Origin of the sequence: Sphingobacterium sp. UBA7631 (assembly GCF_002483935.1) — a bacterium.
Lineage (GTDB): Bacteria > Bacteroidota > Bacteroidia > Sphingobacteriales > Sphingobacteriaceae > Sphingobacterium > Sphingobacterium multivorum.
Map to the genome: position 1 here is coordinate 641,849 of NZ_DLIX01000004.1, position 25,670 is coordinate 667,518.

General features: G+C 38.0%; 26 protein-coding genes. 14 read left to right on the forward strand and 12 right to left on the reverse strand.

Going from position 1 to position 25,670, the window contains the following annotated elements; translation table 11 throughout:
- Positions 1 to 59: 59 nt before the first annotated feature.
- Positions 60 to 632, reverse strand: coding sequence for a hypothetical protein (locus B3P16_RS07460; protein WP_286842168.1), 573 nt, complete (start codon positions 630 to 632; stop codon positions 60 to 62).
- Between the two features lie 363 nt (positions 633 to 995).
- On the opposite strand from B3P16_RS07460, the gene B3P16_RS07465 reads away from it, so the two are divergent.
- Complete coding sequence (locus tag B3P16_RS07465) at positions 996 to 1,493, forward strand: DinB family protein (RefSeq protein WP_046675081.1); 498 nt, start codon at positions 996 to 998, stop codon at positions 1,491 to 1,493.
- Positions 1,494 to 1,544: 51 nt separating this feature from the next.
- Here B3P16_RS07465 and B3P16_RS07470 read toward each other — a convergent pair whose 3' ends face one another.
- The 3 genes from B3P16_RS07470 to B3P16_RS07480 all read right to left on the reverse strand — a co-directional run bounded on the left by B3P16_RS07470 (position 1,545) and on the right by B3P16_RS07480 (position 5,401).
- Positions 1,545 to 2,135, reverse strand: a complete 591-nt coding sequence (locus B3P16_RS07470; RefSeq protein WP_046675080.1) for a dihydrofolate reductase family protein — start codon at positions 2,133 to 2,135, stop codon at positions 1,545 to 1,547.
- Between the two features lie 118 nt (positions 2,136 to 2,253).
- Entirely contained in the window at positions 2,254 to 4,323 is a 2,070-nt protein-coding gene (locus B3P16_RS07475; protein WP_286842171.1) for a M48 family metallopeptidase, read from the reverse strand.
- Positions 4,324 to 4,474: 151 nt separating this feature from the next.
- Positions 4,475 to 5,401, reverse strand: coding sequence for a 2-hydroxyacid dehydrogenase (locus B3P16_RS07480; RefSeq protein ID WP_046675078.1), 927 nt, complete (start codon positions 5,399 to 5,401; stop codon positions 4,475 to 4,477).
- A 232-nt stretch (positions 5,402 to 5,633) separates the two neighbouring features.
- Here B3P16_RS07480 and B3P16_RS07485 point away from each other — a divergent pair, with 232 nt between their 5' ends.
- From B3P16_RS07485 to B3P16_RS07500, 4 genes are all read left to right on the forward strand, one after another.
- A complete protein-coding gene (locus B3P16_RS07485) occupies positions 5,634 to 7,172 on the forward strand; it encodes an ArnT family glycosyltransferase (RefSeq protein ID WP_286842173.1) in 1,539 nt (512 codons plus the stop codon).
- Between the two features lie 167 nt (positions 7,173 to 7,339).
- The gene (locus tag B3P16_RS07490; protein ID WP_046675076.1) at positions 7,340 to 7,897 is read left to right on the forward strand and encodes a hypothetical protein; all 558 of its coding nucleotides are present in this window, start codon (positions 7,340 to 7,342) and stop codon (positions 7,895 to 7,897) included.
- Between the two features lie 8 nt (positions 7,898 to 7,905).
- Positions 7,906 to 8,772, forward strand: a complete 867-nt coding sequence (locus B3P16_RS07495; RefSeq protein WP_286842176.1) for an AraC family transcriptional regulator — start codon at positions 7,906 to 7,908, stop codon at positions 8,770 to 8,772.
- Positions 8,773 to 8,962: 190 nt separating this feature from the next.
- The gene (locus tag B3P16_RS07500; RefSeq protein WP_112375845.1) at positions 8,963 to 9,364 is read left to right on the forward strand and encodes a hypothetical protein; all 402 of its coding nucleotides are present in this window, start codon (positions 8,963 to 8,965) and stop codon (positions 9,362 to 9,364) included.
- A gap of 13 nt (positions 9,365 to 9,377) precedes the next feature.
- On the opposite strand, the gene B3P16_RS07505 is transcribed toward B3P16_RS07500, so the two are convergent.
- Positions 9,378 to 10,169, reverse strand: a complete 792-nt coding sequence (locus B3P16_RS07505) for an NIPSNAP family protein (protein WP_286842178.1) — start codon at positions 10,167 to 10,169, stop codon at positions 9,378 to 9,380.
- 210 nt (positions 10,170 to 10,379) lie between these two features.
- Here B3P16_RS07505 and B3P16_RS07510 point away from each other — a divergent pair, with 210 nt between their 5' ends.
- Both B3P16_RS07510 and B3P16_RS07515 read left to right on the forward strand, forming a co-directional pair.
- Complete coding sequence (locus tag B3P16_RS07510; RefSeq protein WP_046675074.1) at positions 10,380 to 10,739, forward strand: response regulator; 360 nt, start codon at positions 10,380 to 10,382, stop codon at positions 10,737 to 10,739.
- A gap of 304 nt (positions 10,740 to 11,043) precedes the next feature.
- Positions 11,044 to 11,556, forward strand: coding sequence for a GNAT family N-acetyltransferase (locus B3P16_RS07515; RefSeq protein WP_286842181.1), 513 nt, complete (start codon positions 11,044 to 11,046; stop codon positions 11,554 to 11,556).
- 105 nt (positions 11,557 to 11,661) lie between these two features.
- On the opposite strand, the gene B3P16_RS07520 is transcribed toward B3P16_RS07515, so the two are convergent.
- The 3 genes from B3P16_RS07520 to B3P16_RS07530 form a co-directional block, all read right to left on the reverse strand.
- Positions 11,662 to 13,494, reverse strand: coding sequence for a cytochrome-c peroxidase (locus B3P16_RS07520; RefSeq protein WP_286842184.1), 1,833 nt, complete (start codon positions 13,492 to 13,494; stop codon positions 11,662 to 11,664).
- Between the two features lie 34 nt (positions 13,495 to 13,528).
- Positions 13,529 to 14,875, reverse strand: a complete 1,347-nt coding sequence (acpA, locus tag B3P16_RS07525; RefSeq protein WP_286842186.1) for an acid phosphatase — start codon at positions 14,873 to 14,875, stop codon at positions 13,529 to 13,531.
- Between the two features lie 158 nt (positions 14,876 to 15,033).
- A complete protein-coding gene (locus B3P16_RS07530; protein WP_046675072.1) occupies positions 15,034 to 15,417 on the reverse strand; it encodes a winged helix-turn-helix transcriptional regulator in 384 nt (127 codons plus the stop codon).
- Positions 15,418 to 15,728: 311 nt separating this feature from the next.
- Between B3P16_RS07530 and B3P16_RS07535 the strand changes: the two genes are divergently transcribed.
- Entirely contained in the window at positions 15,729 to 16,412 is a 684-nt protein-coding gene (locus B3P16_RS07535; protein WP_070566941.1) for a YceI family protein, read from the forward strand.
- Positions 16,413 to 16,546: 134 nt separating this feature from the next.
- Here the strand turns inward: B3P16_RS07535 and B3P16_RS07540 are convergent, their stop codons facing one another.
- Positions 16,547 to 18,274: a tetratricopeptide repeat protein gene (locus tag B3P16_RS07540; protein ID WP_204990991.1), complete on the reverse strand. Its 1,728-nt coding sequence runs from the start codon at positions 18,272 to 18,274 to the stop codon at positions 16,547 to 16,549.
- Between the two features lie 278 nt (positions 18,275 to 18,552).
- Here B3P16_RS07540 and B3P16_RS07545 point away from each other — a divergent pair, with 278 nt between their 5' ends.
- Positions 18,553 to 19,044: a GNAT family N-acetyltransferase gene (locus B3P16_RS07545; protein WP_286842188.1), complete on the forward strand. Its 492-nt coding sequence runs from the start codon at positions 18,553 to 18,555 to the stop codon at positions 19,042 to 19,044.
- A gap of 15 nt (positions 19,045 to 19,059) precedes the next feature.
- On the opposite strand, the gene B3P16_RS07550 is transcribed toward B3P16_RS07545, so the two are convergent.
- The gene (locus B3P16_RS07550) at positions 19,060 to 20,589 is read right to left on the reverse strand and encodes a DUF2931 family protein (protein ID WP_286753350.1); all 1,530 of its coding nucleotides are present in this window, start codon (positions 20,587 to 20,589) and stop codon (positions 19,060 to 19,062) included.
- A 363-nt stretch (positions 20,590 to 20,952) separates the two neighbouring features.
- Between B3P16_RS07550 and B3P16_RS07555 the strand changes: the two genes are divergently transcribed.
- The 4 genes from B3P16_RS07555 (at position 20,953) to B3P16_RS07570 (ending at position 23,853) form a co-directional block, all read left to right on the forward strand.
- Positions 20,953 to 21,528 (forward strand): GNAT family N-acetyltransferase, encoded by a 576-nt coding sequence (locus B3P16_RS07555; RefSeq protein WP_286769923.1) that lies wholly within the window; start codon positions 20,953 to 20,955, stop codon positions 21,526 to 21,528.
- A gap of 171 nt (positions 21,529 to 21,699) precedes the next feature.
- Positions 21,700 to 22,179, forward strand: coding sequence for a hypothetical protein (locus tag B3P16_RS07560; protein ID WP_286842190.1), 480 nt, complete (start codon positions 21,700 to 21,702; stop codon positions 22,177 to 22,179).
- 84 nt (positions 22,180 to 22,263) lie between these two features.
- Positions 22,264 to 23,427: a PepSY-associated TM helix domain-containing protein gene (locus B3P16_RS07565; protein ID WP_286842192.1), complete on the forward strand. Its 1,164-nt coding sequence runs from the start codon at positions 22,264 to 22,266 to the stop codon at positions 23,425 to 23,427.
- A gap of 93 nt (positions 23,428 to 23,520) precedes the next feature.
- Positions 23,521 to 23,853 carry a winged helix-turn-helix transcriptional regulator gene (locus tag B3P16_RS07570; RefSeq protein WP_286842195.1) on the forward strand — a complete coding sequence of 111 codons (333 nt, stop codon included), beginning with the start codon at positions 23,521 to 23,523 and terminating at the stop codon, positions 23,851 to 23,853.
- A gap of 2 nt (positions 23,854 to 23,855) precedes the next feature.
- Here B3P16_RS07570 and B3P16_RS07575 read toward each other — a convergent pair whose 3' ends face one another.
- The gene (locus B3P16_RS07575) at positions 23,856 to 24,314 is read right to left on the reverse strand and encodes a VOC family protein (protein WP_201638853.1); all 459 of its coding nucleotides are present in this window, start codon (positions 24,312 to 24,314) and stop codon (positions 23,856 to 23,858) included.
- Positions 24,315 to 24,696: 382 nt separating this feature from the next.
- On the opposite strand from B3P16_RS07575, the gene B3P16_RS07580 reads away from it, so the two are divergent.
- Positions 24,697 to 25,320 (forward strand): HPP family protein, encoded by a 624-nt coding sequence (locus tag B3P16_RS07580; protein WP_046675061.1) that lies wholly within the window; start codon positions 24,697 to 24,699, stop codon positions 25,318 to 25,320.
- An 81-nt stretch (positions 25,321 to 25,401) separates the two neighbouring features.
- Here the strand turns inward: B3P16_RS07580 and B3P16_RS07585 are convergent, their stop codons facing one another.
- The gene (locus B3P16_RS07585) at positions 25,402 to 25,665 is read right to left on the reverse strand and encodes a hypothetical protein (RefSeq protein ID WP_112375837.1); all 264 of its coding nucleotides are present in this window, start codon (positions 25,663 to 25,665) and stop codon (positions 25,402 to 25,404) included.
- Positions 25,666 to 25,670: the final 5 nt, after the last annotated feature.

Sequence of the window (25,670 nt, forward strand, 5' to 3'; positions counted from 1 at the left end):
TTCAACTTTCGTGCAGGGATGCGAAGAATATCAAAATTCCATAAACGAAGAAAAAAAAATTATAACTTCAACCTACTTTTGACCGAATTTACAACTTCTGTTTCCGAGGGGAAGTCACCAGCTCCCGAACCGGAGGAACGATTCACCAAAGGCGGCTCCTCACCATATAGAGTATCGCGGGCAATGACTACCTTCTTGTCGAGTTCTACATAGCTAATGATATAATTGCGCTGATAAGCTTTATCTCTTTGGCCGATTTTATTAACATACTCACCTTTTTCCTGCATGTCCATCGCTATCATAACAATGCCTTTGACAGCATCACCGGGATAATTATCTATTGTTCCCAATGCCTCGTTCCATTTTTCCTTATAAGTTATTCCCAAATCACCGGCACCGCCATTTTCAAGAATTAGACAGCTCTTCCCCCAGTCTACTGTGGACAATTGTACTGGATATTTATAAATAGCGGTATGATCGCCAAAACCTGCTAAAATTCGGGAAGATAATTGTTCTGTTTTTTCCTGATCCGCCTCCATATTTCCCAAAAGACGGTAAGCCCATATACCGATACCAATTGCTGCAACCAATACCAGGCCTACAAAAGTGAATATTGCTTTCTTATTTCCCATAGTTCTATTTTATTTAATTAATTACCAATCAAATATACTTAGTCTATATGCTCATTTTCACCCTTTTTACAATTCGCTTGACCTGCTTTATTATTTGCTGCGCTTGCGTAAATAAACGTTATAAAAAAACAAATACTCGAACCTCTGCAGTCCAAGTTTTCAACAACATGAGATAATAAGAACTGCCACTATTTTATTTTTATCATAAATCGATAATTCATACTGACACATAGCTGTCACCCTGTGATTATATCTTTGTTTAACCTTAGTAGGAAAAGAAAAATATTAAACGAAAAAACAATTCCAGTGCGAAGGCTATTAGTAGGATAACTAATCGAATTTTAAATTATTACAGTAAAAAACATGGAAACATTACCACAATTAAAAGAAGAATTAGCGAATGAATATCAAATTACAAAAAACTTTATCGCACTTTTTCCTGAAGGCAAGAATGAATATGTCCCACATGAAAAAAGCATGAAAATGATGCGTCTGGCAACCCACTTAGTCGAAGTTTTCGAATGGCCAAGTACCATTTTAAAGACTTCAGAACTTGACTTTGCCAAAAGTGCTTATGTGCCAACAAGTCTATTGACCCGGGATGATCTCTTAAAAAAATTAGACGAAGATTACGAAGCCGGAAAAAAGGCTTTAGAAACAGCTAAGGAGGAAGACTTAATTCCAAGCTGGACCATTAAAAATGACGGCCATGAACTGGCAAGCTGGAGCAAATACGGTGCTATTCGTCACTCATTAAACCAGATTACACATCACAGGGCACAATTAGGTGTTTACTATAGACTCAATGATATTCCCCTTCCAGCAAGTTATGGCCCCTCTGCCGATTCACTGAATTTCTAAAAAGCTAGCTGCTGGAATGAACATACGACATCTAGATGTCGTATGTTCATTCTACGCCGGACAATAGGTATGTGCGACAACACCACCTGGAAAAACCTGCGCGTGCATAAGCTTTAGTTCACAGGGTTTGGAAAGACCGTCAAAGATGGGCAGCCCAGTACCCAATGCAATTGGATGTGTGATCAAATGATACTCGTCAATTAATCCGGTTTCAATTAAACTTCGCATAAATTCAGCTCCGCCATGCGCCAATATTGGCTTCCCAGATTCTGCTTTTAGTGCTTTAATTCCTTCAATGAGACCTGCATCAAAAACCCGGGCATTCATCCAAGAGGAATTCGCAGGAAGCTTTGTATTGTCTGCGAAATCTTTTGTTTTGGGATGATAGCCCTCTTTTGTAAAGACAGCTTTAGGGATTTCATTCATTGCTGCCGCAAAAGGATTTGTCGAAGCAGGCCAATAGGAAGCCATTACTTCAAAGGTCTTTCGACCCATTAGATGAATGCCGGCAGATTCACAAATATTTAAAACCCATGCGCTAGAATGATCGTCGCCACTTTTAAACATCCAATCAAGTTCACCGTGGATGCCCGCAACAAATCCATCGATGGAAATAGACATTTTCATTATTAATTTCCGCATAACAAAAACTTTAGTTTTTAATAAAACAAATCCAATTTAAAATTGGGTTACTGTCTCTCAAAATTAAACCATTTTATTCGACGTACAGCGGGGACAAACCGTCAATATAGAAGGGCAATTACGACAGTCCTTTTTTCTGCCCCTTACCCTCCTCAAGGGTAAGCATAAAATCTAAATAGTGCTTTTTCTTCGCGAAATGCTGATCATCCAATAACTTTTTATAGACCGAGATGGCATTAAAAAGAATTTGAAGATTATCCTCATTGTAACGATCTACATTAAAATAGATTAATTCCCTATTGATATATGTGTCCAATGACGTAAGCAACGTATCATCCAATTCGTCTTTGCTTCCAGGAAGTGCCATAAGTGTTGCCAGTTTCTTTTTTAACTCCCCTTCCATAGGTTTGACGTCTCGCAACCTAGCCTCAATATCTGCGAAAGGCAAAGTCTGAAATATAAACCGGGTGTTCTCCGTCATGTCAGCATAAAGTTTTTGTGCCTCTTCATAATTTTTATCGAAAAAAGCAAAATCAACATATCTCCGTTCAAACTCTTCACACATCCCCTGGTTATCCGCTAAGCGTGCAAAATAAGAGTGGATCTGTTGGTTATAGAGGGTAATTTTATGCTCCGTAGCTACAATATTATCTTCAATTTTCCCCAGTAATTCGAAGGCATCCGCAGCACGATATTTTATACCATCGTAGTCAAACGACTTTAACTTTAATTCGCCTTTGCCGATTGCTTCAACGACATACTTATCATTTTTCAGGCTATTAAGTTCATATAATGCGTCAACTCTACTATCGGCAAATAATTCATCAAAAGTCGGCTTTGGCTGTTCCTGAAAAATTGGCGTTTCACCTTTTCGTACAGGATGATTGTAGTCATAGAAATCATTGAATCTTTGATCAACAGCATACTTGTTCATCCGATTTTCAAAATCCGCACTGAAAGATGCTATTTCTAACAGCGAAGGAGGATGTTGATACTGTACCTGCGCAAACAACTTGTCCGAAATCTGGTTTGTTACCGCAGCACGATCAGCTAGCAATTCAATAGCAGGTGCGTTGTTGATTTCTTTCTTGACAATATTAAGCTGCTGTAATGCCTTTACCCGATCTTCATCCGACGGATGAGATGACCATTGATCTTCAAGATTTAATTTCGATTTATCATATTTTTTTAAAGTCGCTAATTCGATCTGGGGAAAACCATTTCGCACTTGATATCTATTGCGTTCCGCAAACAGGAGCATGACATAGCGATGCTCGGGATAAATATTGCGACTGCGGATATTTTCAGAAAATTTGCTATCATAGAAGGTAAGCACATTATTTAGTGCATGATTTGCAAAACTCAAGCGCAGCAGCGAATCAGCCAAAGCCTGGGAACCGGCAACATGTGCCGCAATCTCATCCGCATGAAATTCCATCTCTCTCGATAATGCCAAATAATTGAGATTTACATATTCGTAAAGATGCTTCAAAATATGCTGAATCTGTTGGATAATAAACACTGATATGCCAATAAAAATCGCAGTGTACCCACTGATGTTGCCCCATTTATCAAACATATTATCCAGCGATTCATTCTTATACAGCATATTGTAGATAATCTGATTAACATGGTAAACATAGCTACCCACTTTCATGCTCTTTTGTGAGAAGTGTCCAAACTCGTGTGCAAGAATAGCCTTTAATTCCTGTTGAGTAACTGCATTCACCAGCCCCACACCAATCTGAAGATTTTTCTTAATGGGTAAAAACATACTCCAAAAACTAGAGTCATAGAATACAGATGCATTGACCTCATGCGATAGAAAAACTTTCTTTGGAAAGCTGGTATCAACTTCTTTTACGACCTCATGAATAAGTGCGAATAATTGTGGTTCGTCGCGCTCATATATCTGCGTAAGATGTCCCGTATCAACTTTTGTTGACGCAAAAACAAATTTTAATAAAAAGAACAGTATAGTCAGACCTGTAGCGAGTAAGCCCAAACATAAAATTGCAGTGTAAAACATGGGCTTGGCGGTGAAAATCATTATTCCAAGTATGGTAAAACCAACAGTAATACCTATTGCCAAGAGCAGTAGAATAACGTAAGTAATCGCAAACACAACAATAGATAAAATTGTTTTACGCGCGTGTTTCCTAAAGTTTGTAGATACTTGTACCTTCATAAATTGTTTATAAAGCAAGGATAATTGACTATATAAATCTAAAAAATAAAATCCACTTGCCTATAAGTTTACAGCAAACCAACTTTGCAAACTTATCCGATAAAATACCAATCAATGCATTATGCCGCAAACCCACGTACATCTTAAATTGCTAATAACCTTTTTGTAAAGAAACCTCATTGAGCAAAGGTCGCCCGTCAACCATTCTTCGATAGTTATCCACCACTTGTAAGACGGAAGAGCCAATATTTGTCCTACTCGCAACATGCGGGGTTATCACAATGGATGGGCAATCCCAAAAGGGATGATCTTGCGGTAATGGTTCTTGATGAAATACATCCAGATATGCTTCGGCAATTTTCTTTCCATCAATTGCATCCAACAAATCACTTTCCACGAGATGTTCCCCTCGACCAACGTTCACGAGTACAGTTTCTTTTGGGCACAAATTGAACAAATCACAACTTAGAATTCCCTTTGTTGCATCGGTCAATGGTAGGATATTAACCATAAAATCCGTGTCTTCAAGGGCAGAACGAAGTCTTTTCATTCCAGTAAACGAATTCACTCCCTTAAGATTTTTAGGTGAATTAGCCCACCCATTTACGTTGAATCCCAATTGGACCAACCTTTCAGCCACATAACCACCAATTTCGCCTAATCCTAAGATAGTAACCCTGGTTTCACCAATTGATTTGTATAGCAAGGGCTGCCAATGTTTCTTTTCTTTTTCGTTTATATAAGCCGAAAACTTCTTCATCGAATGCATCAAGCAAGTCAAAACATGTTCAAACATATCGCTTTTCAACATGGGATCGATAATCCTACAAATGCGGAGATGGGATGAAATACTTTTGGGAAAAAGGTGATCTATTCCGGCGCCCCCAGACTGGATAACTTTTAAGTTTGGAAAATGAGTGTAATAATCTGCTTCAGGTTTCCAACAAAGCGCAAATTCGACCGCATCATAATTTTCAATCTCAGGGAAGATCTCCACCTTTATTTCAGGTAAATATTTATTGATTTCTACCTTCCACTCCTCGGCCCTGGCCCTATTCAGTATTAATGCTATACTCATGTTTTGTTGGTTTACACGAAAATAACATTTTATGCCGATCTATCGTTTGCTTTCTTGGGGATTCTTAGTCTTACGTTTTCAAAAAATTTTGTGATGATTTCCTTTATTTAGACAAAACAGTGGGCTAGCTGTCTGCCCAAATTAGCTGAAACAATCGATTCTATTAAAAAACAAAGTTTAGAATCTATTTTAATCGTAAATTGGTGGAGGACATCCATAAACATAGATTCAGATGGCACTCAAAAACCGAATTATCCTAATAAGCCTAATCATTTTTAAATTCATTATGCAATACCAGTTGATTAGCCCAACCTACGAATTGCAGCGCGATGAATTCTTACATATAGATCAAGCAAACCATTTAGCTTGGGGCTACCTTTCCGTACCACCATTAACATCGTGGATTTCCTATCTCATCAAAATACTTGGCAATTCTGTCTTTTGGATCAAGTTTTTCCCGGCACTTTTCGGAGCCTTAACGATTCTTATCGTTTGGAAAACAATAGAATCGCTGAAAGGAAATCTATTTGCACAGTTCTTTGGAAGCTGTTGTATTATGTTTTCTGTACTATTCCGTTTGAATGGTTTATATCAACCTAATTCATTTGATGTCTTATGTTGGACCTCCATATATTCCTGTATAATAAAATATTTAAACAACAGACAATCCAAGTGGTTATTTTATATGGCTATTGTTTTTGCGCTTGGATTTCTAAATAAATATAACATCGTATTTCTGATCTTGGGTTTGATCCCCGCAGTCGCATTGGTTCCGGAGCGAAAAATATTTACAGAAAAAAAGCTATATTACGGAATACTCATCGCCATACTAATTATCCTTCCCAATCTAATATGGCAATACAAAAATAACTTTCCTGTATTTGTTCATTTCAAAGAACTTCAAGATACGCAACTTGTCCATGTTAACCGATGGAGCTTCATACGTTCTCAATTTTTGTTTTTTTTCGGAACCTTTCCCGTCCTCATTCTTGGATTATATGCACTGCTGAAACATCCTGTATTTAAAGCATATCGCCTATTCTTCTATTCTTTCTTTGTCACCCTCGGAATCTTCTTATTTTTAAGAGCGAAGGATTATTATGCAATAGGCCTTTACCCAATATATTTTGCTTTTGGCGCAGTTTATATTTCATCACTTTTGGAAAATAAAACTGGTCAGATTTTAAAACCTATTTTGATCGCTTTAACTGCGATCCTATTTCTTCCGGTCTATAATATTGCATTTCCCAATAGAAATCCAGCATATTTTGTGAACCATCCCGATAAATACAGGAAATATGGTATGTTAACATGGGAAGACGGCAAAGAGCATCCGCTCCCGCAAGATTTTGCGGATATGTTGGGATGGCAAGAACTTGCACGCAAAGTCGATAGTCTCTATGACCAAATACCTAGATCGGAAAATACGCTGGTACTTTGCGACAATTATGGGCAGGCCGGCGCCATAAACTACTATTCCAAACGCGGAATTAAGGCTGTTTCATTCAATGCTGACTACATCAATTGGTTTGATTTGAATAAAGCATACCGCAATGTTATTCGAATTAAAGACCGCTGGGAAAGAGAAAGAGAACTAGCAATAACAAGTCCTTTCTTCGGCAAATCAATATTGGCCGACTCCATTACAAATAGCTACGCCAGGGAATATGGCACAGTAATCTTCACTTTTATTCATGCAAAAATCAATATCAATGAACGTATCTCCAAAGAGATCGCATCAGAAAAAACAGCGAAGAAACTTCCGTTGTAAATAAATCATTTTTTAAGCGATTAAGCTAATTCCAGTCTATTTTTTTATTAAAAAAATAGTATATTTAATTCAATAGCCAAAGGCTTCCAGCGCAAATGATACTTATCGTATATCTTCTGGTATCATAACTACGCCATGGAGCTTAACACCAAATTAACAGGATAATTATGCGCTTTTTGAATTTCTTGAAAGGACAAAGTAATTTGAGACAGATTGACGTTAGTGAAGACGATGATTTTGTAGATTTACAGCTGACCGTCACAAAATACTGGAAAGATGACGACGAACATCATATTGTCCAAGCTAAGGGGCTTTGGGGTAGAGAGATAGTTGGTTTGGCAATCGCCTTTCGTCCCGACATGAAATTGGGCATTGTCGATACCGAAGTCGATAAACAAAGGTTTTATCGCGAAGGGATCAATTTCTATTCGATTGGCAAATTAAGTGACAATTTTACCAAAGCCTTAAATAGCCTCTTTAAAATTGATGGTACATCCTTTAAAATGCACGATAATATTGGATCGACCGCCTTTATCGTCAGTGGGCATCCGGAATATTTTGATGAAGAATATATTAAAGCTAAAGTTTTCTTTGACGACGGAAATGAAAAACATCATTACGCGGAATGGTATGTCAACATCGATTTAAAACACAATATTCTCGAACTTCGAGAAAAAGACCCCGGATATAGAAAAAACATCATTAGTATCTTGACAAATGTTTAAATTTGAGCGTGAATCCCTCAGCCTCAAAAAAAAATAATACCATCCCATTAAATTCATTTCCTAATGAGTTTAATTCGGGAATGGCTATAAAAAGGAATGCTGTCAGAAATTTAGATTTAGCTAAGATAAGTCAGGCACATCGTGATGATTTCTACTTGTTTTTTATTCTTGAAGAGGGAAATGGAATATTTGAAGTAGATTTTCAGCGCTATCAATTAGGCTCCTCCGCCGTAATGATCATCCAGCCTTACCAAGTACATCGGGGTTTAGCTATGGATTACAGCGCTTTTAGTGTCTTAATGATCAGTGTAGAAAACCTAAACTCAGACTACGTAAACGCGCTAAAGGATATTACGACGATTGCTCCCATCGAAATCGATCAGGATACAATGGCGGTCTTATCCCAGACTGTAGACACCTGTTTAAAAATCAACGAAAGAAGACATGAAAAACTATATACTGCACTAATGAAAGATAGCTGCAATACCATCGCGGCACTTATTATCTCGCAGTATTTAATCCAATCAACTAAAAGTGATGCACAGTCTAGATTCGAACTGATCAGCAAACAGTTCAGTTCACTGTTAGATAAAGATTTTATTGACATTAAACAGCCTAGAGTATATGCAGAGAAAATGAAAATATCAACGGCCTATCTCAATGAATGTCTCAAAAAAACAACCGGAAAACCCGTTACTTATCATATTCAGCAACGCGTTGTATTAGAAGCAAAACGTTTGCTCTACCATTCAAATAAATCTGTAAAAGAAATTGCAGTAGAGCTAGGTTATGACGACTATCCATATTTTTCACGTCTATTTTCAAAAGTAACCGGTATGACAGCTCTTACCTTTCGAAATAGGAACCTTGAATAGTCCAATATTTACCACTTTTTATCTCTTTTAAACTAGAGCGAATTGGTATTTCTTTGTGTTAGAAAGCTTGGTTCAGCCCGTCGTTAGCGACAACTCGAACTGCGTCTTTAATGATTATCTAAATCCGACAGAAAGGAGATTGTAGTCCATTAAATATCAAGAAGAACACCACAAATAAAAGAGAAAAGGAATGAGATATTTTATCGCTGAGCCCGTCGGGCATATCAAAAACGATTTATTTTTTGAAGTCGCAAATTTTCTTTGGGACAGTGGAAATGAAGTTGCTTTAGGAAAAAACAGGATATGCGACTGTGAAAAAATGCAACATGATGACTACGATTACACCATTTCATTAGTCCCTAATAATGAAACTGTTGAATCCTTATTTAAAACACACTACACCATCCTAGGCAAATATTTTGACAAAATTAATAACAGCAATCCGATGCTAATATTAGCAAATACCGGCATTTATACGAATGCCCTTCCCTATCCCCATAAGATTTACAGTTTTGAAAAATTGGACAAACAGGCTTTAGCCAGTTTTTTTGACTGGTGCAAAAAATTCAATTTGTTTGTTAGGAGAAGATAAACAAGTTCAGCCACTAAATATCAGAATATGCAGTGGGATATAACAATACTTTTATACTCTTGGAAACGTTATTCTGATATTGCGGTAAATCCTGCATTGGTTTGTATAATGGTCCAAAATCTTTCCAATGTATATTCCGATCCTCCATGCTTTCAAATGCTGTCAGATACATCAGGTTGGGCATCGTGCTACCGGCAATCACCTGTCCATAAAAAACAGCATTAAAATTCAGTTTTTTGAAAATATCGATCTCTCCATTGTTAAACATCGCTATCTTATTTGCAGAAAGCTGCTCGGTTGCGGCCTCATAACTGCGTAGTTCATAAATGCGTTTATTTTTTTCAGCAGATAATTTAGGAAGCGCCGATTTGGGCATTCCTTCAAATGCTTTCATCCATATTGTCTCCAACCTTTTGAAAGGAGGATTACTATAACCTGCCTCAATATAAGCCTTTCCAGCCTCCAGGTATTTTTGATCTTTGGCAAGCCGCTGATCCAAATTAACCAGTAAATTGAGATCAGAAGCGCTGATGAACACATAAACCAATCGATCTTGACCAGTAGCATTTTCTAAGGGCTTAAATACCCCGACCTCTTTAAATCCCAATTGATGCAATGCCGGCAAATACGCCGATTCAAGATACTGATCAATGACTTTCTCCTGCTCATCGTTCTCATAATGATATACTTTCAATTGAAAATACGCTTGTTTCGATTTCTCAAAAGCGAACAGGCAATTTCCTGCCATGATAAATAATAGCGGCAAGATGAAACGCCAATTGGGAATAAAAATGTATTTTTTCATTAGAATTCAGGACAACATTGGATATTAATTAAAAAATAAAGATAATACTATTTTTGAAAGTTCAAAATTAGACTAACCTAGCAAATTAACTCCCTTTTTCATCTTTATATATCGAAAATACGGGTTTATACTTATTAGAATCGGTATTTTAACTTTATTCTCGCAATAGCTTTTTATTTAATTTAGCTCCACCTTTTTTAAAGCTGCAACATGTCAAACAAAACAATACTTATGTTGGACGATGATAAACATGTCCTTGAAATATGTACTATAATCCTCGAAACAAATGGCTATAATATGGCGGTCTCTGAAACGTCTCATGATATTATCGAAAAAGTAGAAGAGGTACATCCTGATTTAATTTTGATGGACAACTGGATACCCAAAATAGGCGGTGTAGAAGCCACACGGTTGCTCAAAAATCATCCCTTATATTGCAATATCCCTGTCATCTATCTATCCGCTAATACCGATATCGAAACACTAGCCCAGCAAGCCGGAGCAGACAGCTATCTCGCCAAGCCCTTTGATTTAGAAGACTTAGAAAATAGAATAGCCGAACTACTGTAGTTCTAATCTTATAATTCAGCACTTTTACATATTTTAGCACCATTACGGAAATGCTACTCCTGAAACTTATATTTTGATGTCCTAATTGCGCATAAGGCCACATTGAAACGAATAGGATCATGTGTTGCTTTAATACAATTGCGGCTTGCTCAATTGCAGGCATTATCGTCGTAGTTGTCGCGCCATAATCATCGGGAATCAGCAATTGAGAAGGAATGCTATACCACATTTGAAGTATAAATAATAATACATACTTTCGCGTAATAGTATTAGAAATAATCATTAAGACAGCATTAATTACGTTATGTCAGAGCCCGTTTTAGCATTTCAATCAGGTTCATTCCATATCCGTCAGCTTGCAGCGAACGAATTTCCACTTTACAAAGCGATGCGTATCGAGTCAATTCAAACCGAACCTACACTTTTTAGACGGAGCACTCCTCCTGAAATAGAACTATCTGACTTGGATTGGGCAGAACGCATAAGATACCCACGCATTGTTTTTGGTCTTTTCGAAAATGAAAAAATGATTGGGATAACCAGCATGCTGCTGTTGAATAAAGAAGAGGCCTACTTTGGTCAGTCCTTCATACAGCCGCTGTACAGAAAATTAGGTCTATCGAGTCTTTTGTATAAAATAAGAATGGCGTGGGCCACCGAGAATCAATTAAGAAAACTGACGATAAGCCATCGTGAAATAAATATGATTTCGAAAGCCGCTATCCAAAAAGCCGGTTTTCATTATAGTCATAAAGAACTTGTGCAATGGCTCGACGGAACAACTGGCTACTCCATGTATTATAGTTTATTCCTATAGTCAGTAAGGCTAACTAACTTGACTGTTGATCAATCCCGGCAAACCAAGATATGGTAAAAATAACAGCTTTTCCATCTTGAATGCGTATATTGAATCGTAGTCATTTTATTGGCTTTCGAGACTTTCCATAAACGCAATAATATCTTTCATTTCCTTTTCACTCAGATGCAAATTTTCATCTGACAATGTCTGATTGGATAATTTGATCCCTAATCCTGCCCCACCCCCATTATTATAAAATTCCATGACTTCATCCAACGTCCGATAGATCCCGTTGTGCATATAGGGAGCAGTTTTCTTTACATTCCGGACAGAAGGTATTTTAAAGGCATATTTATACGAATCAACACCAATGATATCATAGTAGCCTAAATCTGAATCCACCACAGAATCTTTCATGGATTTTGGCACCCCTAGAACTTCGACTTCGCTCTGAATAAATTTGGGCGGTGTAACACCGTTGAATAAAGGCAGGAAATGACAGGTCGCACATTTTCCCTTGCCCATAAATAAATTAAACCCATTCACTTCCGATTTGGACAATGCGTTCTTATCCCCACGCATATAATCATCAAATCGGCTATTGATTTTGGTCAGGCCACGAATGTAAGAAGCAAGTGCATTGCTTACCTGCTCTGCTGAGATTGGGCCATCCGCTGTATTGAATGCTTTATTAAATAATGATCGATAGATTTTATCCGAAGAGACATATTGAACGATATCAGTTACCGAGCCGTCCATTTCCTGCTTATTACTAATGACATCGTGTATCTGATCTTCCAGCGTCAACGAACGCATATCATAGAAGTAGTTGGACTGTAAGGCCGCATTGAGCAAAGTAGGCGTATTACGTTTGAGCAAACGTCCCGAACCATGAATGTCCACTTGCAAGTTCAACCCATCTGTAAATGCAAGGTCCGGATGATGGCATGAAGCGCAACTTCTCGTATGTGTTCCTGACAAAGCAACATCATAAAATAATTTCTCTCCCAGTACGGCCTTTTCATTGCTGAAGTGAAATTTTGGTCCCGGGCTAAAGGCATCTACATTAAATGCATTCAGATCAAACATCGTATTGACGTCTTGCCGAAGCATTCGATTGTATCTGATTTTAGGGCCAGGCAGATTACGTTCCAACTGTGCTATCTCTGTACTGATGTTGTTGGCAAATTGGGTAATGAATTGCGCTCTATCGAACGATTCAAATTCCGCGTGTTGTTGCAAATATTTGATCGCCCCTTTAAGCATCAATGTTAGCGTTTCTTTTCTACCTTCATATTGCAAAAGAATTTGCTGTAGGCTGCCTAACGCCATAGAAGACTCGATCATACTATTTCGAGAAAGTGCATTATCAAATCCGGTAATCCCCAAAGATATAATCCGAAATACTTCAAGTTTCGAAGCATCCAAAATGCGCCAATCCTCCAATTGATGATCTTCAAAATAGGAAATCAAATAATCCGTATTGGTTATCAAATGTTCGATTTCACGAATTAGCTTTTGCCTATTGCTATTATCGTAAATGGGATAGATAAGCTCTTCAATCACCTGCAATCCAATAGGCTCTACCCCTCTAGCCAAAGAGGGATCCAACAAATCCGCATTTTCAACTTCCTCCACCGGAGGTCCATTTAACCTTCTGGATAGATCTGCAGTAAAATACTCCGAAGCCCATTCAAACTTTTTAAAAAGTAACCTTGTCGTCAAAAATGCTGTTCTGAGACGTAGCGTATCCACCGTACCTTTCTGTACTTCGGCCTGCAGCGTATCCTTGATATATTTCTTAAAAGAAAGCATCTGACCCAGTACTTCTCTCTGAATCAGATGCTCTCGGGCATTGCCCTCTTTTTGTTTTGTATAAACAGGCTGCCCTGTAGTAAATCCGAGGGTAAATACTATTACAACCAATAAGATAAAAACGGCAATCTTTTTACACATAGTTCAATTTCCTATCTCTCGATATAAAAACCGACTATTTGAAAACGAGTGCATTTCTAAAGGGATTTGCTTTTTTATCCCTTTCAGCAAGAGGCTCCATTCCCCAGCGTTTTTCTATAAATGAAAGGATGCTCACTGTCTCATACGGCGTATGATCCACTACACCACGCTTAGCAAATGGTCCAATGACAATTGCCGGGATTCGGCTACCAGGTCCCCAGCGGTCAACGACGGGTGGGTTAACATGGTCAAAAAAGCCACCAAATTCATCGTAGGTCAAAATCACCAACGCATCTTTTGCATTCGGTCCCTCCAATACAGCATTGATCAAATTAACGGCAAGTTGTTCTGATGAATAGACTGCCGAACTTCCAGGATGCTCATCATTGCCCCCACCTGGTTTAACAAAAGATACACTAGGAAGCGTTCCTTCTTTTGCGGCCTTGATAAAATCGTTTTGATCCTTCATGTGTTGTCGTCCTTCCTTACCATCCTCATAATTAGCAAAATATAAAAAAGGCTCATGATTGTAGGCAAAATTATTTTTACGTTCGGCAACAGCGTCATCCCAGCCTTCTGAATACCAAGCCCAACTTACATTTTTCGCTGTCAAGCGATCGCCAATGGTCGGCATAGTCTGAGAAGGTAATAATTTGGAAGTATCAGATTTCGCGGGATAAGGTTTGTTGCGAGAAAGCACATGATTGATTGCATAACCATCTGGCGTAACTACACCATCTTTAATCATCTTTCCATTTGCATCGAGTTTAGCAACCAATGAGCTTGGTGCATCAGGCCAAACAGGAATAGCCGCAGAAATCATATAAATATGATTTAAATAGGATCCGCCGAATACACTCTGAAAGAAATTATCACATAATGTATAGGCTTTGGCAAACGGATACAAAGGTAGCTTCTCTGTATTGTAATAGCCCATCGCTAAACCTTTGGAATCATTATAGAGTGCAAATTTATCCATCTTTCCACCATTGATCTGCAATTGATTATGATAAAACCGATGTGTAACATCGGGCGTCGCCTTATCCGAAGGTACATATTGGTCTATATTAAAAAATTGATTGGGTAGATTGGTTGGAAAGGAATTGTTACGTGGAATTTCGGGGAGGTATTGGTAGGCTTTACCATTCTCGTCTACCTGTAAAAAATCACCCTTTCTGACATTCGCTATGCCATTGGCTCCCTTGAATTCGCCATAAAGATTGTCAAAACTATGGTTTTCCATATAAATAACAACCACATGGTTAATTTTTTTGATACCTTCATCAAAGGGAATCTCTTGGTGTCGGGCGTTTTTGGTAACTCCGCAACTGCTGATACTCAAAACTCCAAGAGACAAATAAAGTAAGTGTTGTAACCGCATCCTGTCTTCTTTTTAGTAGGTTAGACTGTAATTTCTAGAACAAACTTACAATTATTATCGTTTTCATAACCTATAATCAAAGGGATTTGCTACCAACGTATCAGGTTCTTTACAGGCATCCTCCCTCTTATCACTAAAAGTAAAGGCGTGTTTACATACTAGGTCGTTGCTTCCAGTTCCCCATTCTTGGTATAAAGCTTACTTCGGTAAGTTATACCCCATTTAGTAATCTCATCGATGATTGGGCCCAAAGTTTTTCCGCATTCGGTCAATTCATACTCCACCGTCAGAGGTTTGGTATTTAATACTGTTCTTCTGATCAGCTGGTTCATTTCTAAATCCTGCAGTTCTTTAGACAACATCTTCGCACCTATCCCCTCAACTTCGCGCAGCAGTTCCATAAAACGTAATTTCTCAACCAACAATAAGGTACCTATAATATGAAATTTCCATTTTCCGGCCAAAATCTCCATGGTATCGTTAATGGCCAACACACGTGTTTTGCATGCACCTGACGACGTTAAAGTTGCTTCCTTTTTCATTACATTATTTTTTTATTCATGTACGCTCTACCCTCACTGGCTTCCTTATCCCCTATGCGATCAACGATAAATGAACACACAAGCAAAGCTTGGCGCCACTGACATGATTTCTTTATTCTTACAAAAATACGCATTTATAAAGTTACAGACCACTATCTTTTTGGAAAGTAGTTTCTTTAAGGAAACTGATACCAAAAATAAACTATCTATCATCTACCTTTGTATCGACAACATCAGCAGCTGCAAATTGGCACAGTTGATGCGGCAAAATATAAAGTGTAAAAAACATATAAAAAATAAAACGATTAAAAATGAAAAAGCAATTAATCTCGGGTTTAGCCCTTATCCTGTTGTTAGCTTCTTGTCAAAATACAAATGGCGACAAAGCAACAACAACAACTGCTCAGGAAGTAACTGAACAAAAAGGACAGACTTACACTGTTGAAGCAGATAAAAGCTCATTAAAATGGACTGGTTACCATAAAGGCGGTTTAAACCCAAGATATGGTGTTTTGAAAAGCGAAGGAACACTTTCAGCTGAAAATAACGCAGTTACTGGTGGTACTTTCACTATCGATGTCAATTCTATTCTGACAGATACAGCTTCTGTAGATCCTGCGACATCCGGTGGCAAAAAATCATCAGATTTGGATGCACATTTAAAAAGTGCTGATTTCTTTGACGTAGCAAAATATCCAACTGCAAAATTCGAAATCACCAAAGTTGGCCCATTCGATGCAGCGCAAGGAAAAAGTGTTGTTGCTGATGCGACAAATACAGTTAGTGGTAACTTAACCATCAAAGATAAAACGGTGAATGTAACTTTCCCTGCAAAAATTACTTTCAATGGTGATGAAGTAACATTCTATTCTAAATTTACGATCCAAAGACAAGATTGGGGTCTTACATACGGTACAGAAGGTAATCCTCAAGATTGGATGATCGCACAAAACGTTGACATTGAACTTAATGTCACTGCAAAAAATGCGAAATAGATTTCGATAGCGCTTCGTCGCTCTTAGCAAATAGATTAATCGGGTAGACTGTACTTGATTAATCTATTTGATTTAAATAACCTCCGAATACGAGATCATCTTTATTCAAGACATGAATCAAATGTGAATCTCCCTTACTTTTCGGTTTGCTCCAATTTTTTCTTCAACCGTTGTTTTGCCTTACGAACGGCTTCCACCGAAACACACAGCAATTCACTCATACTCGCATTACTTAAATCCAATTTGAGCAGCGCTAATATCTTAAGATCATTCTCGGTAACCTTTGGATAAGTTTGCCGCATTTGTGTCAGATAAGCGGGATACACTTTGTTAAAAACATGTTTGAATTTTTGCCACCGCTCATCTGTCATAATGTGTTGCTGCAAAAGCGCATTCAAATTATCCGTAACCTGCGTGATGTACGCCGGATCAGATTCGGAAATCGTCGCCACCTCCTGCCTAAGTTGCTGGATAACGACATCATTCTGCCGGATGGTGGCTGTAAATTCAGTCAAAGAGTTTCGTAAAATCATTAGCTCCTGATCTAGCAATTGTTTTTCATAGGCAAGCGCAAGTTGGTCTTTTTCTAGTAAAGTATTCCGCATCTTAATTTTAATTTTCGACTTATTGACCAACAATACAATTATGGCAAAAATCAAGAGAAGAACAATGCCTATAAACTGATACATGCGTTTTGTCCGAATCCGTTTTTCTTCAGTAGCCTGTATAGTCCGATTGTATTTTTCAGACTCCCTTTGCCACAGCATTTTCTGTATCTCTTTATCATTCATCCTTTTTTCCAACGAATCTTTCAACATCAGATACAAATGCAATTGCTTAAGCTCCTCCCCTCCACGTCCTAACCCCCGCATGATGTTAGACTTGGATTTTGCTAATTCTACTTTATATTTTAAAAAATAGGGCTTATCTTCCATCAAACTTTCACAGGTCATCACATATTGCTCAGCCAATTTCCATTCTTTCAATTCGATATACCAATTGGCTAAATTGAGATTTGCACGCATCGCATCTTTCCGTTCATTATAACGCATAGAAAGCTCAATATTTTTCTTAACTAACCCAATAGCTTTTTCCTTTTCACCTTTTCGCCATGCATGATCCGCTAAATTACCCGAAATGATACCAATCCAAACCGAATCTTTCGCCAGTTTAGCTTCATCCATTGCGCGATTCAAATAGGTAAAAGCTTGGTGATCGAGCGAGTCCTTTGCTAGATATACAGCAATGGAATTGATCAGATCGACACGTTCCCGTGCAGCCGGCGTGGTAAAAGGTAGCGCTTCCTCTAAATAAGCAACAGCATTTGCCTGTTCACCAATGTAGCTGTAGAAACTCGCCATAAATTGGTAATGCTTGACTACCATGGGGATTTTTTTGATAGTAACTTTAGATTTTAAATCATTCGCTCGTAAAAAGAACGGAAATGCTTCTTTTACCCGTCTATAGATAAAGTTGTAATACCCTTCACGGGCACAACCCAACATTTCTAATTCAGGATCCGGATGTACACGGAGCAACTGCTCAGCCAAACGATAATAGCGCTCAGATGATGAATTTATGCGATCAAACGCAATTGAGAAACCGTCAGCCATACGCATATAATAAGCCCATTTTAAAGCAACACTTCTTTTTTTGTCTGCCAATTCCAAAAACGGCGCCAAGGCATTTTTCAATTTTATCGTATCACCATCAAACCTAATAGGCAACTGAAGAGCAGCCTCCAGTTGGACAACAGGGTTTTTAATTGCAGCTATTTCCACTACAGATTGCCCACATACATGATTAAAGTTGCTTGACAATACCAAAGAAACGAATACAAAAAAATAAAATATGGTCTTCATGCTTGAAAAAGGTCAATTTCAACGTTCTGTCTGCCTATTGGCATAACCGATAAATTAATTTCAACAATTCTGTGAAATTAATACGCAAAATCCTCCGAGAAAATGGTTAATACTGACTTATTGTTCGTAAATCGGATCGCCGACTTGCGGTTATAAATATAATATTTATAACTTTAACATAATTACACGTTTTCATTAAAATTTCGCCTTCTTTTGATACCACTGCAACCCATTAGGTTTGGCATATCAGGCCTTTTATCTAACACTTTTTCCAAAAGATGAACAAAATTCAAACAAAAACAATGGGATTGACTCTCCGAAAAGGAGTATTGCAAGATCTGCAAGAAATGTTAATCCTATTTTCTGAAACTATTGCGACTGTATGCGCAGATGATTATAATAACGAGCAAATTGCAGCATGGGTATCGTCCGTCAATAATCATGGCCGTTGGCATCGGCTAATCGAAGATCAGTATTTTATTGTAGCTATGCTAAATCAGAAAATGGTTGGGTTCGCTTCCCTCAATCATGGAAACTATGTCGATGTCATGTATGTCCATAAAGATTTTCAACGCCAAGGGATTGCTCAAAAACTTTATACTACATTGGAAGATGAAGCAAGAAGACAAGAAAGAACTTTCGTGACTGCTGATGTAAGTAAAACCGCGAAACCCTTTTTTGAGGCAAATGGATTTAAAGTTATCGCTGAGCAGATACAAATAAGAACTGAAGTCGAAATACCAAATTATAACATGAAAAAAGATCTTTAGATTCACTTCCAAATTTTAGAAATGCTCCCCATAGTCGATTACTTCAGTTTTCAAAAGCAGCTTACTTTCACTATCGGTTCTTAATGTCGCTGTTGCTATTTTAGTCTTTGTGTCAACACTGAACTCCAGCATAGCCCCAACGTCCTTTTTGTCATTAAAAAATGAAGCGAAATTCTTAAATGTCTCAGTTTCATCAAACAAAAACCGCGCAGCACATCGGTTATTATGTTGATCATACCATTTGATGTACACATCTTTGGGAATACCTCGAGATGCCATGTCCATATCCCGAAGACGCTCATCAAAGACAAATCGTTCGGAATTATAAAACTCAAAGTCCGCATCAAATGCTTTTATGTCAGAAGACAATACAAATTTAGGCTGTACAGGATAACGTTGCCGTAATTTATCCCAGTAGCCATAGGGAATAGATTTATTTGCAATGGCTTGTTGAACATCCGAAGGAATAATCGATGTATCGGACAATACTTGATCGCGCCATTCCTGATTAAAGACATTACCGTACGCTCCATTATCTTTGGATGTATCCGTAGCATGGATCACTACTTTTTCGGCTTGATAACGACCGATTTCGACCTGACGACGTCCTGTCCCACTGGCCCATACTACAAGTACACCGCCAGGAGCAAAACCCAAAATAATCTTATTATAATGTTCATCATTAGTTTTGATCGCTCCTTTTTCTTGATATGGTGTACTGAACAACCTCCGCAATTTACTATAATCAATCGGACCGTTCATGCGATAAAAAACATCTTCAGCAAAGGAATACCAAGTAACGTCTAATGCCTTAGGCAATGACATCACCTGCTCATATGTACCGCCTCCAGCTTGTCCCCACACGGCGTTATAGTTTACGATATTGCCTTCACTAAATGTAAATTCATAATCTTCATCTTTCGGAAAGATAAAACGGCCACTATATAACTGGACGGGATAAGCTGCTGGATTACTCATCGCACAGAACCATTTATAGCGCCCTTCTCTGATATTATCTTCTTGTGTTAGGCGTTCTTCCCTGAGGTCATTAAACTCACGTATTGTCGTTGAGAACGCGAATATAATCGGTAGTAAAATAAGATATCCAAGCAAAGTCGGAACCAAATATTTCCAGGATTTTATTGCCCATGTGATAATCACGCTACTAAAGAATGTCAGGAAAATACTGAGTGTTAAAATCAAGGGAAACATTTCCTTAATCACTCCCCCTAGATCTGCATAAAGCCGATGCTCGTATTCATCACCCAAGGTTGATAAAAAAAGAAGTACCGGAAGCAATAAAGAAAATAAGCAATAAAAAAGAAAACCGTAGCCAAGTTCAAAAGCGAATTTTGGTTTCTCTAAGACCTTTAACTTCTTCCGAAAGAAATTAAAATGGAAATAAACCAAGGCGATAACAATAAAATAAGGCGAACAGCAAAATGCAGCATAAACCATATTTAGATCTGCATTCTGTACAAGTAAGGTCGCAATTAGGCTGATGATAGCAACCAAAAAAGCAGAAACTGTCGCTCTTAAAATCATTGTAATTTGTTTTTAATCCAAAAAAAGCTGCCGAAAGCCGTATAACTGACAACAACACGATTCAAAAATAACAAGAAATGTCTTATGAATATAAGCCGATCAATATTCAAATACATTGATCAAATATTCGATCCAACGTGGACAATATATTTTTTTCACAAGAAGTATTTAATTAACTGTTATCCGTTTTCGTCAGGATCGATACATTGAGCCATTTCATATTACATTCAATAAACGGTCGACTTTATCCCCTCAGCGAGATATCGCTCGTTATAGTAAAATTTCTTCGAAAAAAAATCCGATCAAAAGCCCTTTAACGAAAATCATTTAAGTTTACTAACTTCGCTTTTATTCTTCAAAAAAATGGATATACATCATAACATTAGAAGTGCCCAGGAAAGCGACGCACATCATGTCCCTGAAATTATGCTCCAGGCAATGGAAGACATTATATTTCGCTTTATCAAAAAAGAAGATCGAAGCGAGGCTGTAAATTTCTTAACGCAGCTCTTCAAGCAAAAAGGTAATCTCTATAGTTATGAGCATACGTTTGTCGCAATTGACGACAATGGACATATTTTAGGCTCATTAACCGGTTACGATGGTGATCGATTTATTGAATTAAGACAGCCTATTTTGGATCATATGAAGGAACTGTACAATAATAATTTGATTCCAGAAGCCGAAACAGCTGGCGACGAATTTTATATCGATTCAATTGCGGTTGCTCCCATGGCACGGGGCAAAGGTATCGGAACAGAACTTTTAAATTATGCGATTACACATGCTAAGCAAAATGGTTTTAAGAAAGTTGGCCTGCTCGTCGACCTAGAGAATCCCAATGCACAAAAACTCTATGAAAGGATTGGTTTCAAACTCGGCAAAAAAACTCCTTTAGTAGGGGGCGAATATTATCACATGTATATTCAACTTGATTAGATACGGTTTTTATCTAATTTATCGCCATTTCAGGCCTTATCCCGCTAATCAGTATCTTTGAGAAGAAGTCCAAGCAGCTCTGGCAGACAACACCAATTAGATCAGACATAACCATTGATCAATTGGCAAGGATTTTGTATTCTAGAAAATAACTATGAAAATTTGGGAATAATGAAAAAGCTAATTTCAATTGCGGTGGGCTGTCTAAGCCTAGTTCTGGCGACGCCAGCTTTAACACAAGCACAACACAGAGGACATGGTGACCATGGCTGGCATGGCAACAAGGACCGTGAAAAATACATTCGAAAACGGGAAAAAGAGTACGACAAATATGTGCGCGAACGCGATAAGCAAGATCGCAAATACTGGAAACATGCATACGAACATGATCATGGGCGTCCAAGATGGGCTAGCGCACATCACTACGACATGAGACATCATGTGTACTTTAGCGATTACAAAACATTCTATGATCCTTATCGGGGCGGATATGTCTATATGACCAATGGCCGATGGAACTTTTCTGTGAATGTCCCTTCTTTTCTAGTGAATGTCAACTTAGGAAATGCTGCGATTCGTGTGGTCAAAGATGTACCTCTTGACGGAAGACCAGAAGAGTATTACGACGATAATGAGGATTGGGACGATTAACGGTACGATTAACTTTACGTTTATTTAGAATAATTACTGATAATACTGTATTTTTGCCCTGTTCATCCGATTGACAGCGCATCTATGACACATAAAAGAGCTAAACAAAAAAGCCTAAAAAATATACTTAGAAAATTGCATCTTTATTTGGGCTTATTATTTGGTATAATCTTTTTTACTGTTTGCGTGACAGGGATGTTATTGAGCTTTGAAAAAGAGCTTACCCCACTTTTATGGCCGAAAGAACAGCAGGTAACTGTACAAAGCAATCGTCTTTCCCTTGCACATATTTCCCAAAAAGCCGAAGCTATATTTCCGGACAAGAAGTTGTTTCGCATCGAAATTCCAGCAGATCCTTCCCGTAGTTTCCGTATTCAGTATGGACAAAAAAAGACCGGATACTGGTATGCATATATAAATCCTTATACAGGAGCACTATTATCCAAAGGTCGGCAGAGTGACCGTTTTTTTCAAAAGACTTTGGATATCCATCGTTTTCTTCTCGTCGAAAAAATCGGAAGTACCCTAACTGGAATCTCAGCTCTAGCGGCTTTCTTTCTTGCCCTAAGTGGTATTTACCTTTGGTGGCCAAAAAATAAATCCATGCTCAAACAACGTGTAACGATGAAAATGGCAGCCTCTCTCAAAAGAAAAATCTGGGATTTTCACGCAGTGGGCGGTTTTTACGCATCTTTGTTTTTAATTATTTTTACCTTGACGGGATTGACCTGGAGTTTCGATTGGTACAATAAACAATTCTATAAAGTATTGGGTTCAACCCAAAAATCAACAAAAGAGAAGATCGGCAACATCAACAATCAGGCTTTTTCAGATTACCTCGTGCTGGATACGATCTATCAGCAGCTAAACAGCCTATATCCCAGCTCTGGAAATATAATTATCACGTTTCCTGAAAAGAAGGACTTAGCTTTTGCACTAACTAAGGAAAATTTTTCAAATGCAACTTTACAGATCAACCAGGCTTTCTTTGACAGTAAATCCGGACAACTACTTAAAAATAACCCTTTAGAAAAATTACCTTTGGCGCAACAGGCTCAACGTATGATGAAATCTATTCATATGGGGTCGATATTTGGATTACCTTCTAAAATTATTGTATTCTTAGCCGTTACACTAGCCGCTTCTCTCCCCATCACAGGGATATGGATATGGTTGAACAAAAGAAGAAAGAAGAAACCGTCAAAAAGCCAAAAGAAGAAAGCAATTCAACTTCAAACCATAGCATAGCGTATTATCCTTATTTTTAAACTTATTCAAATGAATTCTTATATCAGACACACGACTAGATAATAATAGAAGAAATGATCGATATTAGCTGCTATGAAAGACCGCAAAGAAAATTCGACGAATGCAATCAATGAAAAACCATTACAACAGTTCTGTAACGCCTCCAAGACGCTGGCATTATTCAGTGGCCGATGGAAGCTTTCGATTCTATTCAAACTCCTGGAGCAGGATACGAACTACTCGGAATTCAAAATTCTCCTGCCCCAAGTCAGCGATCGTACACTTGCAAAACAATTGAAAGAATTACAGCTGGACGGACTCATTCAAAAAGACCGAAGTAAAACAGCATCAATCTATTCGCTGACCGATAAAAGTCGTAAACTAAAACCCCTCTTGGCGGCGCTTTCTGGGTTTAACAACGACTAACCTTAACTAAAATCAACACGCTCCAAAAACTCAATCACTTCCCCATTCGGACTGTAAACGAGGCTATTTCGCACAAAAACATCTTTTTTACCTTGGCTGAGTATGAGTTGAAATACTCCATCACTCAAATCTTGAGCACCATGGGCGATAGCCTGTATTCGGGCATCTTCGGCGTCTTCTACCGTAAAACACAGATGAAGTAGCGCATTCTCGACATATTCCTCCCCTTCTATACGCCTTCTTCCCTGCGTTGGAATAGCAGCATTCTTATCACAAATTTCCAAATAATAGCCAATAGAGGCATTAAAAAGCATAGCACAACGTTCTAAATTAAACTCGGGTAATGACCATTCATGCACAATAATAAAACCGAGATTTTCATAAAATCCAATTGTCTTATCAAAATCCTGAGCCTTAATCGACAGGTGGTGAAAACCCACAATATTATCTTTCAATTCCATAAAGTATATTTTTTGAACAAAACTAATTTGTTTTTCTGGTGACTGGAACAACTTACAAAATTGTAAGTTGCGCTGGTGGCCATAAAAGAGTATACGTTAAAACTAGCAGTATCAGAGGGAGATTTTAAATTATAGGAGATAGATTTTATTATTTTAATGTACTTTTGCCCATTAAATATCTCGATCTGAAGAAGGAATAAAAGCTTTGTAACTACCATGAGTCTATAAATATGAGGTATTCATTAGACATCATTTCGATGGACTTTACTGTCCAAAGTATCGTGACATCCAACATAAGAAATCGGATGTTATAAATTCTTCAAAAATCGAGATAGAATGCGCAAAGTTTAAAGCCCTTAGTCTATATATATTTGCAAATAAAATGAAACAGCATCTTCACCGACAATTACGGATCTATAGATATGTAATCTATAGAGAGACGTTAGTCGATCCTTGGGAACATTTTTGGTCATTTATTGGCGCCTTTGTAGGAATATTTATTATCGCTTATATCCAATCTCTTCATTTACCTTCGCTGGAAAATATCTTTTTGATAGGCTCCTTCGGAGCTTCCTCGGTTTTGGTTTATGGTGCCATACAAAGTCCACTTGCCCAACCCCGCAACTTAATTGGTGGGCATGTTGTTTCTGCAATCGCCGGTGTTACCGTTGCACAGCTCCTTCCCGATATTATCTGGCTGACCGCTCCCTTCGCCGTGGCCTTGTCCATTGTTTGTATGCAGCATACACGCACACTACACCCTCCTGGTGGAGCAACAGCACTCATTGCCGTCAGCAGCGGAACAAAAATTTCATCGATGGGATATTGGTATGTATTAAGTCCAGTACTATCGGGTTGCATAATTTTATTCCTGGTGGCTCTGATCTTTAACAATATCACGAAAAAGAGACATTATCCTGTAAAAAAATCACGTTTACGCCGCTCAAGAAGACAGCATTTAAAAACCCGTTTTGAAACAAGCAGGAGCCCATCGAGTCTTGATTAAAAGTCTTTATGATCTATTGAATAACACGATCTAAAACTAATAAAGGATAGCGTTTTGGGTAGACGCCCAAACGCTATCCTTTTATGATCGCTTCTTTCCGTCATCTAAAACAGTTATTATAGCCCGATAAATTCCATACAGAAGGAATAGTAAACTCGTAATTGTAAGCCCCAAATACTCCACCACCCAAGCAATAAGTATGGCGACCAAATGGATTTTACCATTCTCCGGTTTAAATGCGGCGCCTGAATAAACGTAATAAGCGATGGAACCAAATAAAAGAATCCATATTATCGCATAAACATAATGAAGCGGATTTTTGCTGAGCTTTCTATTTTTAAACATATGTC